The 15,527-nt window shown below is 71.7% G+C and carries 13 protein-coding genes; 6 read left to right on the top strand and 7 right to left on the bottom strand.

Annotation, left to right across the window (positions count from 1 at the left end; translation table 11 throughout):
* Positions 1-12: 12 nt before the first annotated feature.
* Both ABZ911_RS04105 and ABZ911_RS04100 read right to left on the bottom strand, forming a co-directional pair.
* Complete coding sequence (locus ABZ911_RS04105) at positions 13-1,050, bottom strand: hypothetical protein (protein WP_358051661.1); 1,038 nt, start codon at positions 1,048-1,050, stop codon at positions 13-15.
* An 82-nt stretch (positions 1,051-1,132) separates the two neighbouring features.
* Positions 1,133-4,093 carry a bifunctional [glutamine synthetase] adenylyltransferase/[glutamine synthetase]-adenylyl-L-tyrosine phosphorylase gene (locus ABZ911_RS04100; RefSeq protein WP_358051660.1) on the bottom strand — a complete coding sequence of 987 codons (2,961 nt, stop codon included), beginning with the start codon at positions 4,091-4,093 and terminating at the stop codon, positions 1,133-1,135.
* Between the two features lie 84 nt (positions 4,094-4,177).
* Here ABZ911_RS04100 and ABZ911_RS04095 point away from each other — a divergent pair, with 84 nt between their 5' ends.
* Entirely contained in the window at positions 4,178-4,798 is a 621-nt protein-coding gene (locus ABZ911_RS04095; RefSeq protein WP_358051658.1) for an HXXEE domain-containing protein, read from the top strand.
* Here ABZ911_RS04095 and ABZ911_RS04090 read toward each other — a convergent pair.
* A complete protein-coding gene (locus ABZ911_RS04090) occupies positions 4,776-5,453 on the bottom strand; it encodes a type 1 glutamine amidotransferase (protein WP_358051657.1) in 678 nt (225 codons plus the stop codon). The genes ABZ911_RS04095 and ABZ911_RS04090 overlap by 23 nt on opposite strands.
* Before the next feature lie 110 nt (positions 5,454-5,563).
* Here ABZ911_RS04090 and ABZ911_RS04085 point away from each other — a divergent pair, with 110 nt between their 5' ends.
* Positions 5,564-5,761: a hypothetical protein gene (locus ABZ911_RS04085; protein WP_358051655.1), complete on the top strand. Its 198-nt coding sequence runs from the start codon at positions 5,564-5,566 to the stop codon at positions 5,759-5,761.
* A gap of 4 nt (positions 5,762-5,765) precedes the next feature.
* Here ABZ911_RS04085 and ABZ911_RS04080 read toward each other — a convergent pair whose 3' ends face one another.
* Positions 5,766-6,479: a hypothetical protein gene (locus ABZ911_RS04080; RefSeq protein ID WP_358051653.1), complete on the bottom strand. Its 714-nt coding sequence runs from the start codon at positions 6,477-6,479 to the stop codon at positions 5,766-5,768.
* Between the two features lie 228 nt (positions 6,480-6,707).
* On the opposite strand from ABZ911_RS04080, the gene ABZ911_RS04075 reads away from it, so the two are divergent.
* Positions 6,708-7,967, top strand: a complete 1,260-nt coding sequence (locus ABZ911_RS04075; RefSeq protein WP_358051651.1) for a serine hydrolase domain-containing protein — start codon at positions 6,708-6,710, stop codon at positions 7,965-7,967.
* 55 nt (positions 7,968-8,022) lie between these two features.
* Here the strand turns inward: ABZ911_RS04075 and ABZ911_RS04070 are convergent, their stop codons facing one another.
* Entirely contained in the window at positions 8,023-10,515 is a 2,493-nt protein-coding gene (locus ABZ911_RS04070; RefSeq protein WP_358051649.1) for a collagenase, read from the bottom strand.
* Positions 10,516-10,654: 139 nt separating this feature from the next.
* On the opposite strand from ABZ911_RS04070, the gene ABZ911_RS04065 reads away from it, so the two are divergent.
* Complete coding sequence (locus ABZ911_RS04065; protein WP_358051647.1) at positions 10,655-11,566, top strand: CPBP family intramembrane glutamic endopeptidase; 912 nt, start codon at positions 10,655-10,657, stop codon at positions 11,564-11,566.
* Here the strand turns inward: ABZ911_RS04065 and glnA are convergent.
* Positions 11,526-12,890 carry a type I glutamate--ammonia ligase gene (glnA, locus tag ABZ911_RS04060; protein ID WP_358051645.1) on the bottom strand — a complete coding sequence of 455 codons (1,365 nt, stop codon included), beginning with the start codon at positions 12,888-12,890 and terminating at the stop codon, positions 11,526-11,528. The genes ABZ911_RS04065 and glnA overlap by 41 nt on opposite strands.
* A gap of 176 nt (positions 12,891-13,066) precedes the next feature.
* Between glnA and ABZ911_RS04055 the strand changes: the two genes are divergently transcribed.
* Positions 13,067-13,612, top strand: coding sequence for a hypothetical protein (locus ABZ911_RS04055; RefSeq protein ID WP_358051643.1), 546 nt, complete (start codon positions 13,067-13,069; stop codon positions 13,610-13,612).
* Positions 13,613-13,623: 11 nt separating this feature from the next.
* On the top strand, positions 13,624-14,508 hold the full coding sequence (locus tag ABZ911_RS04050; RefSeq protein WP_358051642.1) for a terpene synthase family protein: 885 nt from the start codon (positions 13,624-13,626) through the stop codon (positions 14,506-14,508).
* A gap of 32 nt (positions 14,509-14,540) precedes the next feature.
* Here the strand turns inward: ABZ911_RS04050 and ABZ911_RS04045 are convergent, their stop codons facing one another.
* Entirely contained in the window at positions 14,541-15,506 is a 966-nt protein-coding gene (locus tag ABZ911_RS04045) for a DUF5937 family protein (RefSeq protein WP_358051641.1), read from the bottom strand.
* Positions 15,507-15,527: the final 21 nt, after the last annotated feature.

Here is a 15,527-nt window from a genome sequence, read left to right as displayed (position 1 = left end):
CCCCCAGTGATATCAGGACCGGCGCGAGCGTATCCCGGTGAGTCTGCGGAAGATGTCCCACCAGAACGGTGCGCCGAACAGCAGGCCGACGAAGGTGAGCAGGTAGCCGGGCCAGTGGCTGAGGGTGGTCAGGCGGTCCCACCAGACGGCGCCGTTCCAGGAGATGCCGGGGTCGCCCTCCTCGGGGATGACCACGCTGACGATGGCGTGGTCGAACACCTTGACCAGCGCGGGCGAGCTGAGCGTCTCGGTGATGCAGGTGACCGGCTGCTGGCTGGTGCACTGCTCCTTGAGCTCGCCGTACGCCTCGGTGCTGCCGCCGGCGACGGCCGAGACGCCGACGCGGAAGGCGTTGTCGCGCAGCAGCGTCTTGGCGTACTCCAGGGCGTCCATGCTGAACAGCAGGGTGACCAGCAGGCCGAGCACGGCGACGACCCACTTGACGTAGCGCCTGTAGAGCATCGACAGGCGCTGCATCTCGGTGTCGAACCAGCCTTCGACGCCCACCCGGAAGCGCTCCATGTCGCGCTGGGCGCCGTCCCACAGCCCCTGCAGGTGGCCGTGCAGGGGGCTCTTGAGGTCCTTCAGTTTGGCCAGCAGGCCGTCGACGCCGTCCTTCTCGGCGGAGGCCATCTCCATCATGGCGACCGCGAAACGGCCGGGCGGGATGTCGGAGATGCTGGTCCGGCCGGTCTTGGGGTGGTCGATCTCGCGTACCCGCTCGTAGAAGAGCTTGGTCATCGCGTCGTCGGTCCGGCCCTCCTGGGTGGGCATGGCCTGGACCTCGGCGGGCGCGGGCTGGTCGCTGTGCTCGGGCCGGGGGTCGCGCTTGAAGGGCAGCGCGGCGAACACGTCGGTGGCCTTGGCCGGGAGCCAGGCTTTGCCCTGGTCGTCGGAGCCGTCCATGGTGTCCCTGAGGTAGGCCCAGAGGAACTTGCTGCGTACGGCGGTCAGCCGGACGACAGCCTCGTTGACCCCGCTGACCAGCAGGGACAGCAGCAGGAAGGACAGAACGAGACCGACACCCAGGTCAAGGTAAACAGATAGCAAAACGGATCACCCTGCGCCTTGATACACCCTGCGGGCCCGTTCCCGCAACGCTCCGCACAGGATCAGTAACCAGAAAGTCCGGTCAGTAGAAGACGCGCTCGACGACCTGGCGGGCGCGGCGGGTGACGCGGCGGTAGTCGTCGAGGAAGTCCTCCGACCCGTCCGGCGGGTAGCCGAGGGTCATGGCGATCAGCCGCCGGTCCCGGCCACCGGCCGGTACGCTGTCCGCCGCCCTGCCCTTGACCAGGACGATCGCGTCCCTGACCCGCGAGGCGAAGATCCACGCCTCCGCCAGGACCTGCTCGTCGGCTGCGTCGAGCAGCCCCGCCTCCACGGCCGCGCGGAGCGCCCGCAGGGTCCTGGTGGTCCGCAGCGGCGGTACGGCGGAGGCGTGCCTGAGCTGCAGGAGCTGCGCCACCCACTCCACGTCGGCCAGCCCGCCCCTGCCGAGCTTGGTGTGCAGGGCGGGGTCGGCGCCGCGGGGCAGCCGCTCGGCCTCCATCCGGGCCTTCAGGTGCCTGATCTCGCGTACCGCCGCCTCGGGGATGCCGCCGTCCGGGTAGCGCAGGACGCCGATCGCGTCGGCGAACGCGGCGCCCAGGGCGGCGTCTCCGGCCGAGAAGCGGGCGCGCAGCAGCGCCTGCGCCTCCCACGGCGACGACCAGCGCGCGTAGTAGGCCCGGTAGGAGGCCAGGGTGCGGACGAGCGGGCCCTGCCTGCCCTCGGGCCGCAGGTCGGGGTCGATGAGCAGCGGCGGGTCGGGTGCGGGCAGCGCGAGCAGCCGCCTGAGCTCGTTGGCGACGGCGAAGGCGGCCTCGGTGGCCTCGCGTTCGGCGGCGCCGGGCAGCGGGTCGTGGACGAACATGACGTCGGCGTCGCTGCCGTAGGAGCACTCCATGCCGCCGAGGCGGCCCATGGCGATGACGGCGAACCTGGTGGCCAGGGGGGTGCGCCGTTCCAGGGACACCTTGGCGATCGCGGTGTCGAGGGCCGCCTGGATGGTCACGTCGTTCAGGTCGGAGAGGGTGACGCCGACCTGTTCGATGTCGATCAGGCCGGACAGGTCGGCGACCGCCGTACGGAAGAGTTCCCTGCGGCGCAGCGCGCGGACCGAGGCGACGGCCTTCTCGGCGTCCCGGCCGTGCCTGGCCACGCTCGCCGACGCCTCGGTGAGCAGCGCCTGGGGGGCGCGGGCGGCCAGTTCCCGGTCGGAGCCGAGCAGGGCGACCGCGTCGGGGGCGTGCAGCAGCAGGCCGGTGGCGTACCGGCTGGTGCCGAGCACTTTGGCCATCCGGGAGGCGACCGCGGTCTCGTCGCGGAGCAGCCGGAGGTACCAGGGGGTGGCGCCGAGCTTGTCGCTGACCTGGCGGAAGCCGAGCAGGGCGCCGTCGGGGTCGGGCGTGTCGGCGAACCAGCCGAGCATCACCGGCAGCAGCGTGCGCTGGATGGCGGCGCGGCGCGACACGCCCGAGGTGAGCGCCGCCAGGTGGCGCAGGGCGCCGTCGGGGTCGGCGAAGCCGAGGGCGCGCAGCCGGGCCGAGGCCGCGCCGGCCGACAGCCGCGCCCCGGTCTCGGGCAGCCTGGCGACGGCCTGCAGCAGCGGCCGGTAGAACAGCTTCTCGTGCAGCCGCCGCGCCTCCATCGCGTGCCGCTTCCAGCGGGTGGTGAACTCCCCCACCGGGTCGGCGGCCGAGCCGAGCGCGCGGCCGAGCCTCCGCAGATCCGCCTCCCCCGACGGCACCACCTGGGTACGGCGCAGCCGGTGCAACTGCAGCAGGTGCTCGACGCTGCGCAGGAAGGTGTACGCCTCGGCCAGCGCGCGGGCGTCGTCGCGCCCGACATAGCCGCCGCGGGACAGGGCGGCCAGCGCCGGCAGGGTGGCCCTGCGGCGCAGCAGCGGGTCGAGCCTGCCGTGCACGAGCTGCAGGAGCTGCACGGCGAACTCGATGTCGCGCAGCCCGCCCGGCCCGAGCTTGAGCTGGCGCTCGCCGTCGACGCGCGCGTGCGCCTCGACCCGGCGGCGCATGGCCTGCACGTCCTCGACGAAGTTCTCCCGGGTGGCGGCATTCCAGACCAGCTCGTTGACGGCCTCGACGTAGCTTTCGCCGAGCGCCAGGTCGCCCGCCACCGGCCGGGCTTTCAGCAGCGCCTGGAACTCCCACGTCTTTGCCCAGCGCCGGTAGTAGGCCAGGTGGCTGGCGAGGGTGCGGACCAGCGGGCCGGACCTGCCCTCGGGCCGCAGCCCGGCGTCCACCTCCCAGAGCGCGCCCTCGGGCGTGGCGGCCGAGCAGGCCCGCATCAGCGCCTGGGCGAGCCGGGTCGCGGTGCGCAGCGCCTTGGTCTCGTCGGCGCCCTCGCGCGGCTCGGCCACGAAGATCACATCGACGTCGCTGATGTAGTTGAGTTCGCGGGCGCCGCACTTGCCCATGCCGATCACGGCCAGCCGTACGTCGTCGTCGCCCACCTCGGCACGCGCGATGGCCAGGGCGGCCTCCAGCGCGGCCGCCGCCAGGCCGGACAGCTCCCTGGTGACCTCGGCGAACGCCGTCTCGCCGGTCACGTCGCGCGCGGCCAGGCTCAGCAGCCGTCCCCGGTAGGCGATCCTGAGCGCCGGCGTCGCGTCGGCGGCCTCCGCGACCGGCCGGGCCGCGTCGGGGTCGGCGCCGACCGCCCGCAGCAGCCCGGCCCGTTGCTCCTCCTCGCCGGGCCGGTGCAGGGCGTGCGGGCCGGCGAGCGGGTGCCAGTGGGCCGGGTGGTGGACGAGGTGCTCGCCGAGCGCGGCGCTCACCCCGAGCACGCCCAGCAGCCTGGCCCGCAGTCCCTCGTCGCCCTCCAGCGCGTCCAGGACGCCGGGGTCCTGCTCGGCCAGCCTGGTCAGGGAGGTGAGCGCCAGGTCGGGGTCGGCGGCGGCGCCGAGCGCGTCGACCAGCCAGGCGGGCTCGCGGCCCAGTTCGGCGAGCAGCCGGGCGCCCCGGGCGCCGTCGGCGAAGCCGAGCTTGGCCAGGCGGGCGGCGGTCGATTCCATCCGTGGCACGCCTCCCATCTTGGCAGCCCGTTGCCTGCGGGGCGAGCACCGCGTACCCTCTATATGCAACGCAACGTTGCGTTGTATATAGAGGAGGACGACATGGGTGCGGTGCCCGCGACGGTGACCTGGGGGCTGCTCGCCGCCTGGGCCGTGCATGACGCGGAGGAGCTCACGACGATGTCCGCGTGGGCGCGGAAGGCGCGGCCCGAGCTGGAGGAGCGGCTGCCGTACGTGCCCGGCTGGGTCTGGGACCGGCTCGACGTCCCGCAGCGGCATGTGAACGTGGCCATCGGGCTGATGGCCGGGGTGATGGCCGTCGCGTCGGCGCGGGGCGCGGCCACCGGCGGGCGCAGCCCGCTCTTCCAGACGGCGCTGGCCGGATTCGGGCTGCACGGCGCGATCCACCTGGCGCAGAGCGCTGCCGTGCGCCGCTACACGCCGGGGGTGCTCACCGCGCCGGTCGTGGTGATCCCGTTCTCGGTGTGGGCGTGGCGGCGCCTCAGGCGCGCGGGCGTCCCCACCGGAGGCCCCGCCTCCTCGGCTGCGGGCCTGACCCTGCTCCCCCTGGTCCTGGGCGGCGTCCACGGCCTGGCATACATGCTGACCCGCGACGGCAGGGCGGAGCCCACGCTCCCCCGCGCCGATACGGCCGAGCCCGCGCCGCCCCTCGACAGCATCGCGAAGTGGCTGGCGCGGATCAAGCGCGGACGCCGGCTCTGACCACCTGGGCGAACGCCTCGGCGACCGGGCGCCAGGTCGCGACCAAGGGCTCCTCGGCCTCCTTCACCGCGGCGTTCAGCTCCTCCAGCTCGCCCTTGCCCGCCGTCCAGCGCGCGAAGATCTCCGGCGTGGCCTCGGGGTGGAACTGCACCGCCCAGGCCGCGTCGCCGAGCCGGTAGGCCTGGTGGGGGTACCGGGAGCCCGTCAGCAGCGGCACCGCCCCTTCGGGGAGCCGGGTCATCGCGTCCTGGTGGAACTGCACGGCGACGGCCGTACCGACGCCGTCGAGCAGGCGGTCGCCCCCGGCGGCGGGCAGGGCGCGCACCTCGCAGGCGCCGACCTCCAGGCCCGCCGAGCCGCGCTCGACCGTGCCGCCGCAGGCCAGGGTCATGAGCTGGGCGCCCAGGCAGATGCCCAGCGTCGGCGTGCCCTCCCCGACGGAGACCCGCAGCAGCTCGCGGGTGGCCGGAAGCCACGGGTAGCCCTCGTCGTCCCAGGCCGACGCCTCCCCGCCGAGCACGACCAGCCCGTCGGCGGCCCGCTCCGGCACCTCGTCCCCCAGGTACGGCCTGACGACCTCGCACGGCACGCCCAGCCACCCGGCCAGGTACCCGAGACCGGCCTCGGCCTCATGCTCGATAACGGTGATCCGCATAGCCGCAATTATCACCTCTTGACCATCAATGACCGAAATCCGAACACCTGGACGGCAGGTGGCTGCGTACCGAGGCGGCCGGGTTCGGTGCGGCGCTGGGGGCGATCGACGTGCCGCTCACGCTGCTGCGGGCGCCGCGCGGGCTGCTCGGTCAGGAGCCCGGCCTGCTCCCCGAGTCCCTGGCCGCCGAATGGCGGGCCCGGGTCCCGGGGCTGCGCGACGAACTGGTCCCCGACTGCAACCACTACACGATCGTGTTCGACGACCGTTGCGCCCGCCTGGTCGCCGAACGACTCGTCAAGGACTGACCTTCTAGCGGGGCGCGATCCAGGTGGCCTGGGCGGCGGCGACGAGGGTGCCGTCCACCTCGTAGATGGCGCTCTGGCCGAGGAGCTTGCGGCCCTCGCGGCCGGTGGCGCGGCCGACCACCGAGTAGGTGCCGCCCGGGTAGACGCGGCGGTGGATCTGCAGGCTCAGCCGCCCGAGCAGGGCCGACTCGCCCGGCCCGAAGTGCGCCCAGCCGGTGATGCAGTCGAGCACCGCGCCCATGATCGAGGCGGGCACGCCGTCGCCCTCGGTCACCGTGAACGGCACCCGCCAGCCCGCCGCCACCAGGTCGGTGCCCTCGACGGGGCCGGGGAAGACGCGCAGGCCGTCGCCGGGCTCGCGCAGGCCGCAGGCGAAGCACTCGGGGAAGGCGTGCGCGTGCCAGCCGGCGAATCCGGCCTCGGCGCGGGCGGCCTCGTTGAACGGCACGAACGCGGGCGCGGCCAGGTCCTCGTGGACGGGGATGGCCTCGACGAGCAGCTTGCCGTCGTGGGAGAGCGCGACGGTGTTGGCGACCTGCTCCAGGCGGAGCTCGGTCTCCAGCGGCGTGGGCGCGTGCAGCGTGACCTCGACGGCCGCGTGGTCCGCGAGCAGGGCGTCCGCGACGGTGCCGGCGATCCACCCGCCGTTCGCCATTTCCGCGGGCCCGCGGAAACGCTCGGGAACGGTCAGCACGGTCTGCAGGGCCGCCGTCGTCATGCCACACCCTCCTAGGCGCCTTACCGGCGCAAAGTCCGAAAATTGCATTATAAACAGACCGATTTTACCGGACATCCGGTGTAGCGATCCAAGCAGGGGGCGATGACGCCCCCGTTTTGCGCGTGTAACGCTCGCGTGGCCGCCCGTCTTCCCGGAGATCCTGCCACGAACACCAACGACCCCTAAAATGATGATCTTCCTGACACAGATGTGACTTGGGGGTCAGAAGTGACAGCGTTGACTCGGCGCAACTTGCTCAAGGCGGGAGCCGCCGCCGTACCCGCGATCGCGTTGAGCGCCGGCCCGGCCCACGCCACCACGGCGGGCCCGCTGGCGACGGGCACCGTCCCGGCTTCGCTGGCCGGATTCGACAAGGTCGTGCAGACCTTCATGACCGAGCGCGAGATCAGTTGCGGGCAGCTCGCGATGACCAAGCACGGCAAGCTGGTCATGGCCCGCGGCTACGGCACCTACGCCCCGCCCACCAAGGCGTACATCCTGGCCAGGGTGACCCCGACGTCGTTGTTCCGGATCGCCAGCCTGAGCAAGAGCATCACCTCCGCCGCGATCATGCGCCTGGTGCAGGACGGCAAGCTGAGCCTCGGCGCCCCGGTGACCACGCTGCTCGGCCTGTCGGCCACCGCCGACCCGCGGATGGACCAGGTGACGGTGCTGCGGCTGATGCAGCACCTCGGCGGCTGGAACCGGGACACCTCCAAGGACCCGCTCTGGATCGACCACACCATCGCCGCCGCGCTCGACGTGCCGCTACCCATCGGGCACGACGACATCATCGCCTACCGCAACGCCAGGCCGCTCGACCACGACCCGGGCACGCGGATGTACTACAGCAACTACGGCTACATGCTGCTCGGGCGGATCATCGCGAAGGTGTCCGGCCGCTCCTACGAGGACTACGTCAAGCAGGCCATCCTGGCGCCCGTCGGCATCACGCGGATGCGCCTCGGCCGGAGCCTCAGGTCGGAGATGTCCGCCAGTGAGGTGTCCTACACCTCGAAGTACACCAACAAGTCGGTCGTCGACGGGTCGGGGCAGGTCGTGCCCTTCCCCTATGGCGGCTTCAACATGCCCAACCAGGACGCCAACGGAGGCTGGATCGCCTCGGCCGTGGACATGGTGCGGTACGCGCGCATCTTCGACGCGGCCGGTCCGGTGCTGAACGCGAACTCCCTCGCGACGATCATGGCCAGGCCGGAGATCGGGGAGAGCGGGGACGGCTGGTGGTACGGCTGCGGCTGGTACGCGCGGCAGGTCCCCGGAAACCTCAACACCTGGCACTCGGGCGGCATGCCGGGCACCCACACCTACCTGGCCAGGCTGCAGAACGGCTGGACCTACTCGTTCCTGTTCAACAGGCGTGAGGAGGAGGGCTCGCTGGACTTCGACACGCTGGACGACCAGATGAACCGGACCCCGGTCAACGGCTCCTGGCCGACCACCGACCTGTTCCCGCAGTACGGCTTCTGACGAAAGGGGAAGGGGGTGACGGTCCCCGCGGCCGTCACCCCCTCACCCGGTCAGGTCAGTAGCTCGTGGTCACGGTGGCGCCGGAGAAGGCGGCCGTGCCGTACAGGCTGATGTAGTTGTAGCCGGTGGGCGGGTTGTGGACGGTGAGGGTGTGGGTGTTGCCCGCGCCCGTCGCGCGGGAGGTGTAGGAGCCGGTGGTGGCCCAGCTCGCGCCGTTGTAGTACAGGTCGGCGTCGCCGGTGCCGCCCGAGCTGGTGATGGTCAGCTTGGTGGTCCCGGCCGGGATGGTGATGAACAGGTAGGCGTAGTTGCCCTGGGAGGCCGACAGGCCGGAGCGCTTGCAGTTCTTGCCCAGCGCGCGGGTGTCGGATCCGGAGCACTCGGGCGTCGAGGTGACGGTGACGCTCTTGGTGGTCGTCCCGGTCGCGCCCTCGTTGTCGGTGACGGTGAGCCTGACGGTGTAGGTGCCCGCCGCGGTGTACGTCTTCGACGGGGCGGCCGACGTGGAGGTGGTGCCGTCGCCGAAGTCCCACGACCGGCTCGCGATGCTGCCGTCGGTGTCGGTGGAGGTGTCGGCGAAGGTCGCGGTCAGGCCGGAGACCGACGCGGTGAAGCTCGCCGTGGGGGCGGCGTTGCCGCCGGTGCTGCCGCCGCAGGCGCCCGCCGCGCACGCGGTCAGCCAGGTGTCGAAGTCGCCGTTGAGGTTGAGGCCCTGCAGGAAGGTGCGGGCGGCGTTCCAGTTGCCGCCGCGGTAGTGGCCGAGCACGGTGGTCACGTCCGCGGCGCGCTTCTCGAACATGTAGCGGACGGCGAGGTAGCCCCAGCGGTAGACGCGCTGGGTGTCGGCGTTCTCGTAGGTGGTGTCGAACAGGGTGGAGAGCTGGTAGGTGTGCTTGCCCGCCTCGGTGATCGCGGCGTCGTAGACCTGCCGGCGGTAGCCGTAGGAGACGTACTCGGCGAAGCCCTCGATCCACCAGATGGTCGGCGTGCTCACACCGGCGTTGAAGTCGCCGTACATGTTGAAGCGGCCGTCGAGGTAGTGGGTGTACTCGTGGTTGAGGTTCCAGATCTCGAAGGCGGGGCGCAGCCACTCGGCCTCGTAGGCGATGAACCTGGGCTGGTTGCCCGCCGTGGCGGGGTTGCCCTCCAGGTACATGCCGCCGTTGTTGGTGTCGATGCCGTAGATGGCGCCGGCGTAGGTCTGGTAGTCGGTGCTGGAGTCGAAGGCGATGACCTCCAGCGCGGTGTTGTTGTCGTTGGCGACAGGCCCGTTGTCGTCGACCAGGTTGTGGAAGTAGGCGTCCTGGTTGGCGAGGCTGGAGCAGCTCGCCTGCAGTTCCGCCGAGGTCATCGCCTGGGCCCTGATCCGCAGGGTGGGGCCGCAGGTGTGGTTGATCGGCAGGACCGTGGCGATGAGGCGGTTCTGCAGGTCGCAGGTGCCGTAGTAGGAGCACTGCGACGAGTCGTAGTAGTCGACCATCTCGGCGATGCCGACCCACAGCGGCGCGGTGGGGCCGCTGATGTTCGACTGCTGCAGCAGGCCGCGCAGTTGCGGGCGCACCTTGGACTGCAGCGCGGTGTGCTGGACGAACCTGGACAGCTCGCGCCCGGCGTTGGAGACCAGGAAGCCCTCGTCGGTGCCGAGCAGGTTCAGGTGGCCGTTCGCGAAGTTGTACAGGGTGTCGAGCACGCTGGTGTCGTTCTGTACGGCGGTGACGAACTCGGGCACCTGGTGGCCGCGGAACAGCACGGTGTAGACGTTGTTGACCGCGGACAGCATCCACCAGGTGTTGTAGGAGCTGTTGTAGCCGTTCAGCATGCGCTTGACGACGTGGATGTAGCGGGCGTTCTCCTGGGCGCTGTCGATCAGGATGATCGCCTCGGCCAGGATCTCGCCGTTGGCCTCGGTGACGTCCTGGGAGCGGCTGTGATTGTAGAAGGCGTCGAGGCCGCCGCGGATCGCGGTGCGCAGCGCGGAGCCGTAGGTGCCGACATCGCCGGGATTGTACCACTGGACGTAGTAGCCGGCGCGCAGGTAGAGCACGAGCTGGGCGGTCGAGGTGCTGTTGTCACCGGGGTAGGAGACGGAGTTGTCGCGCAGGGCGTTGGCGACGGTCACCATCTGCGCTTCGCGGAAGGCGCCGCTGGCGTCGGTGCCGGTGAGCGGGAACAGCGTGTTGATGCAGCCGACCTCCGCACCCTTGATCGCGGTGACCAGGGCCGAGCCGGTGCGCCCGGTGAAGTCGGACACGTTGCAGGCCGCCGCGGCGGCGGCCTTCGCCTTCGGCGCCGAGGGGCGCCTCGGCTCCTTGACGGAGGTCGGGTCGTCGTAGTCACGCCGCAGCTCGTCCTTGGTCGCGGGCAGCGGCGCCCGGTCCTTGGCGGGCAACGTTTCCCTGCCGGCATGGGCCGCGGGGTCCTCCCCGAGCCGCTGAACGGGCGGGGGTACGGCCGGAGCCGTCTCCGTGGCCGCGGCGGGCGCCGCGAGGCCGCCCATCACGAGGCCCGCCGCCAGCAGGGTGGCCGGTAAGACACGGGCGATGCGCATGGCACTCCTGGGGGGTAAGTGAGTGTCAGGTATGTGATATGTAAAATTGCACATCTCGCAACGATCGTGCAAGGTTCACCTGTCAAGTACGTGAATTCTTCACTGGCCGCCGGTCCCGGCCCTTCCGAGGATGGGGGCCATGACCTCCACCCGAGCCCCACTGGGGCTCTACCTGACCATCGCCTTCGGCGGCGCCTGGCTTGCCGCCCTCCCCTTGTGGACCTCGGAGCTGGGCCTCGCCCACCCCGCGCTCCCGATCACCCTCGCGGGCATGCAGCTCTCCCCCACCCTCGCAGTGCTCGCCGTGTGGCTGCTCGCCCGGCTACGCGAGGACCCCGCCGCCGCACCGCGGACATGGGCCCGCGACACCGGCCTGACCTTGGGCGGCAGATCTGGACGCGCACTGCGTTTCACCGCCGCCACCTGGATCGCCGTACCGGTCGTGGTCGCCGTGGTGATCGCGCTCAGCGCCCTGGCCGGGGTGTTCCCCACCGACCTGGCGGGCCTGTCGGGGTACCGCCGGGCCTTCCCCCAGGGCGACCACTCCACCGCCGCGCTCGGCCTGGTGATATCGATCGTGATCGGCACGCTGTCCGCCGCGCTCGGCGCCTTCGGCGAGGAGTGGGGCTGGCGCGGCTGGCTGCTCCCCCGGCTGATGCCCCTGGGGCGGGGCGCCGCACTCGCGCTGTCCGGCGTGATCTGGGGCCTGTGGCACGCGCCGCTGACCCTACTGGGCTTCAACTACCCCGGGCTCGGCGCATGGGGCGCGCCCCTGTTCACCTTGACCTGCGTGACAATCGGCGCCGTCCTCGGCTGGCTCCGCCTGCGCACCGGCAGCGTCTGGCCCGCCGTGCTCGGCCACGCGGCCTTCAACTCCTCGGTGCCCGCGCTCTACCTGATCACCTCCGACGCCCGGTCCCCGCTGAACCCCTTGCTGGGCGGAGTCTTCGGCCTTACCGGCTGGCTCGTCATCGGCGCCCTCGCGACCCTGCTCCTCCGCCTGCGCCCGGTCACAGAACCGGCAGGTAGCGGCCCAGTTCGAACTCGGTGACCTGGCGGCGGTACTCGCGCCACTCCGAGCGCTTGTTGCGGAGGAAGTAGTCGAAGACGTGCTCGCCGAGGGTCCCGGCGACGAGTTCGCTCTGCTCCATCACCGCGACCGCCTCGTCCAGCGACTGCGGCAACGGCTGGATGCCGAGGGCGCGGCGCTCGGCGCTGGTCAGCGCCCACACGTTGTCCTCGGCCGCGGGCGGCATCTCGTAGCCCTCCTCGATGCCCTTGAGCCCGGCGGCCAGCACCACGGCGAAGGCGAGGTAGGGGTTGCAGGCCGAGTCGAGCGAGCGGAACTCCACCCGGGTCGAGCCGCCCTTGTGCGGCTTGTACATGGGCACCCGTACCAGGGCCGAGCGGTTGTTGTGGCCCCAGCAGATGTAGGAGGGCGCCTCGCCGCCCGCGCCCGCGATCGCCTCCACGTCGCCCCACAGGCGCTTGTAGGAGTTGACCCACTGGTTGGTGACCGCGGTGATCTCCGCCGCGTGCCTGAGCAGGCCCGCGATGAACGAGCGGCCGATCTTGGAGAGCTGGTAGTCGGCGCCCGCCTCGTAGAAGGCGTTGCGGTCGCCCTCGAACAGCGACATGTGGGTGTGCATGCCCGAACCGGGGTGCTCGGTGAACGGCTTGGGCATGAAGGAGGCCCAGATGCCCTGCTCCAGCGCGACCTCCTTCATCACCAAGCGGAAGGTCATGATGTTGTCGGCGGTGGTCAGCGCGTCGGCGTAACGCAGGTCGATCTCCTGCTGGCCGGGCGCGCCCTCGTGGTGGCTGAACTCCACCGAGATGCCCATGGACTCCAGCATCATGATCGCGTTGCGCCGGAAGTCGTGGCCGGAGCTGTGCGGGGTGTGGTCGAAGTAGCCGCCCGCGTCGATGGGCTCGGGCCGCGCGACGCCGTCGGACGGCCGGTTCTTCAGCAGGAAGAACTCGATCTCGGGGTGGGTGTAGAAGGTGAAGCCCATGTCGGCGCACTTGGCCAGCGTGCGCTTGAGCACCCAGCGCGGGTCGGCGTGCGAGGGCGTGCCGTCGGGCATCAGGATGTCGCAGAAGATGCGCGCGGCGCCCGGCGACTCGCTGCGCCAGGGCAGGATCTGGAACGTCGAGGGGTCGGGCTTGGCCAGCATGTCCGCCTCGTAGACCCGGGCGAAGCCCTCGATGGCCGAGCCGTCGAAGCCGATGCCCTCGGCGAAGGCGCCTTCGAGCTCGGCGGGGGCGATCGCCACGGACTTGAGGAAGCCGAGCACGTCGGTGAACCACAGCCGGATGAACCGGATGTCGCGCTCCTCCAGAGTGCGGAGGACGAACTCCTGCTGGCGGTCCAATGCATCCCCTTGTGCGAAGACAGGTCTGGTCGCTTACAGTCTGCCTGCCGCGTGTTTCGGCCACGTTACGAGCCCCCCTCGCACCAGGGGCGCCACATGATCGCCGTGTGCCTCGCTGACAAAGCCCGCCGCCCGACCTACTGTGATTGATCACAGTCGTCTCGGGGGAGGCATTCATGCGCACTGAGCTGCGCCAACGCAAACTCGATCGGGCCTTCGGGCACGTGGACGTCAACGGCGAGGGCGAGATCGGGCGCGAGGACCTGCTGGGGCTCGGCGCGCGCATCCTGGTCGGCTTCGGCGAGTCGCCGACCTCGGTGACCGGCCGCAAGCTCGTCGACAGCTTCGACGCGATCTGGTCCGCCGTGACGGCCGAGACGGGCGGCGGCCGCGAGGGGCGGCTCACCCGCGAGCAGTTCCACGCCGGCATGGCCGCCGCCTTCATCGACGGCGACCGTTTCGAGCCGGTCTTCCGCCCGGCCGCGCAGGCGGTCGCCGAGCTGTGCGACGGCGACCGCGACGGCCGGATCGGGCCCGCCGAGTTCCGCACCATGCTGAGCGCGTTCGGCACCTCCTACGACGACATCGACGCCGCCTTCGACCGGCTCGACCTCGACGGCGAGGGCACGCTGGCGGTCGGTGACCTGGTGGCTGCCAGCCGCCAGTTCTACGCCGACGACGACCCGAACGCGCCGGGCAACTGGCTCTACGGCCCGTTGTGACGCCGCTGACGATGACGGCCGCGGCCGCGCTCGTCCCGCTCACCGAGCGGGTGCCCGTGCTGGCCGCGCCGTGCCGGCTGCATCCGTCGGTCTACTCGATCGAGGCGGCCGTCATCGACTGGACCCGCAGGACGGGACTGCGGCCCGATCCGGGCGCGGACTTCCACCGGATGGCGGCCAGGGCCTTCGCCGAGTTCGACACCGGCGCGGCCTCCCTGTTCGCGCAGTGGCTGACCTGGCTGTTCCTGCTGGACGACGAGCTCGACGAGGCGGGCGGCGACTATCCCCGGCTGTTCGACGGGCACGGCGAGCATCCGCTGGAGTCGTCGTTCGCGGAGCTGTGGCGGCGGACCAGCGCCGGGATGAGCGACGAGTGGCGGCTGCGGTTCGCGACGAACCTGCAGCGCCAGCACGACGCGTGCCGTACCCAGGCGGGGAACCGGCGCAGGGGGCGGACGCCGACGCTGTCGGAGTACCCGGCGCTGCGCCGGGGGACGGTCGGGCCGTTCCTGTTCGATCTGGTGGAGCCGTGCCTGGGCGTGGAGGTGCCGCCGGAGCTGCAGGCGGGCTGGGCCTGGCAGACGCTGGTGGAGTCGTGCGGGGACGTGACGGCCTGGTGCAACGACGTGGCCTCGCTGCCGAAGGAGCGCGGCGACGGGCACAACCTGGTGGTGGTGGCCTGCGCGGAGCTGGGGCTCGGGGAGCCGGAGGCGGTGGCGTGGGTGCTCGACCGGGTGGCCGAGCGGTGCGCGGAGATGAGCGACGCGGCGCGGCGGCTACCGCTGGACGGCCTCGATCCGGGGACGGCCAGGGAGGTGAGCAAGGTCGCCTGCGCCTACCTGGGCGCGCCCCGCGCGCACCTGGACTGGCTGCTGGAGTCGGCGCGCTACGCATAGACACGTAACGTCACCGGCCGCGGACGGCGCGGTCACCGCGAGCTGCACGCCAGCGCGTCCCCCGTCGCGGTGCGGTGGTACACCACCTCCTTGCCGAGTCGCCGCCCCACCGCCAGCCCGCCCGCGCTGAGCACCTTGAGGTGCTGGCTGACCGCGCCGGGGGTGAGCGTCATCCGCCGGGCCAGCGCCGAGGTGGTCGCGGGTTCGGCCAGCGCGAGCAGGATGCTGGCCCGGCTCCTGCCGATCAGCGCGGCCAGCGCGCCGGGCGCGGGCGGCGGCCCCTCCTCCCACAGCGTGCCGACGCCGTACACGGGGTAGACCAGCGTCGGCTGGTACGGCGGCGTCATCACCGCCACGCTCGGCCAGTAGAACGCGCTGGGCATCACCACCAGCCCGTCCCCGCCCGGCTGCCCGTCGTGGCACCACGGCCGGTCGATGATCAGTTGCCCGCCGGTCCACCTGATCGCCGGGTCGAGTTCGGCGAACAGCCCGTGCGCGCCGTGCGCGACCAGTTCCCGCGACCTGCGCAGCACATCGCGTTCGAGCAGCCCCTGCACCCGCGGCCAGAACTCGGCGAAGCACGTCTCCCAGTAGGCCTCCAGCGCGTCGGCCACCCTGGCGATCCCGGCGGCGGGGTCGGCCCTGAACCGGGCGATGACCGCCGGGTCGGCGCCGACGATGTTGCCCGCCTCGGTGAAGGCGGTTCCGGGCGGCGTGCGCCGTACCCTGTCCAGCTCGGCCGCGAAGTCGGGCAGCGGGGTGTCCGGGGGCGGGGTGATGAAGTCGGCCAGGTAGCCGCTCGGGGGGACGAGAGCGAACAGTTCGGACAGGTCGAGGGCGGGCAGCCGGGGCCGTACGGCGGTGATCCACGGCAGGTGGATGGACTGCCGGGCGGGGTCGCGCAGGGTGCGCAGGCTGGCGGCCAGCTCCCAGATCGGGGAGAAGGCGAACCTGATCCTGGCCACGTCCTCGGTTTTGAGCGTCCAGACGACCGTCATGGTTTTAGTCTGCCCTAAAAG

Origin of the sequence: Nonomuraea sp. NPDC046570 (assembly GCF_040645915.1) — a bacterium.
GTDB lineage: Bacteria > Actinomycetota > Actinomycetes > Streptosporangiales > Streptosporangiaceae > Nonomuraea.
The sequence above is the reverse complement of the archived record's forward strand: the minus strand, read 5'-3'. Positions and strand labels throughout refer to the sequence as shown.

Bases quoted from the DNA above. Each gene is read 5' to 3' on its own strand.
- ABZ911_RS04100 (WP_358051660.1), bottom strand. From the start codon at position 4,093: ATGGGAGGCGTGCCACGGATGGAATCGACCGCCGCCCGCCTGGCCAAG.
- ABZ911_RS04095 (WP_358051658.1), top strand. From the start codon at position 4,178: ATGGGTGCGGTGCCCGCGACGGTGACCTGGGGGCTGCTCGCCGCCTGG.
- ABZ911_RS04090 (WP_358051657.1), bottom strand. From the start codon at position 5,453: ATGCGGATCACCGTTATCGAGCATGAGGCCGAGGCCGGTCTCGGGTAC.
- ABZ911_RS04080 (WP_358051653.1), bottom strand. From the start codon at position 6,479: ATGACGACGGCGGCCCTGCAGACCGTGCTGACCGTTCCCGAGCGTTTC.
- ABZ911_RS04070 (WP_358051649.1), bottom strand. From the start codon at position 10,515: ATGCGCATCGCCCGTGTCTTACCGGCCACCCTGCTGGCGGCGGGCCTC.
- ABZ911_RS04065 (WP_358051647.1), top strand. From the start codon at position 10,655: ATGACCTCCACCCGAGCCCCACTGGGGCTCTACCTGACCATCGCCTTC.
- ABZ911_RS04055 (WP_358051643.1), top strand. From the start codon at position 13,067: ATGCGCACTGAGCTGCGCCAACGCAAACTCGATCGGGCCTTCGGGCAC.
- ABZ911_RS04050 (WP_358051642.1), top strand. From the start codon at position 13,624: ATGACGGCCGCGGCCGCGCTCGTCCCGCTCACCGAGCGGGTGCCCGTG.
- ABZ911_RS04045 (WP_358051641.1), bottom strand. From the start codon at position 15,506: ATGACGGTCGTCTGGACGCTCAAAACCGAGGACGTGGCCAGGATCAGG.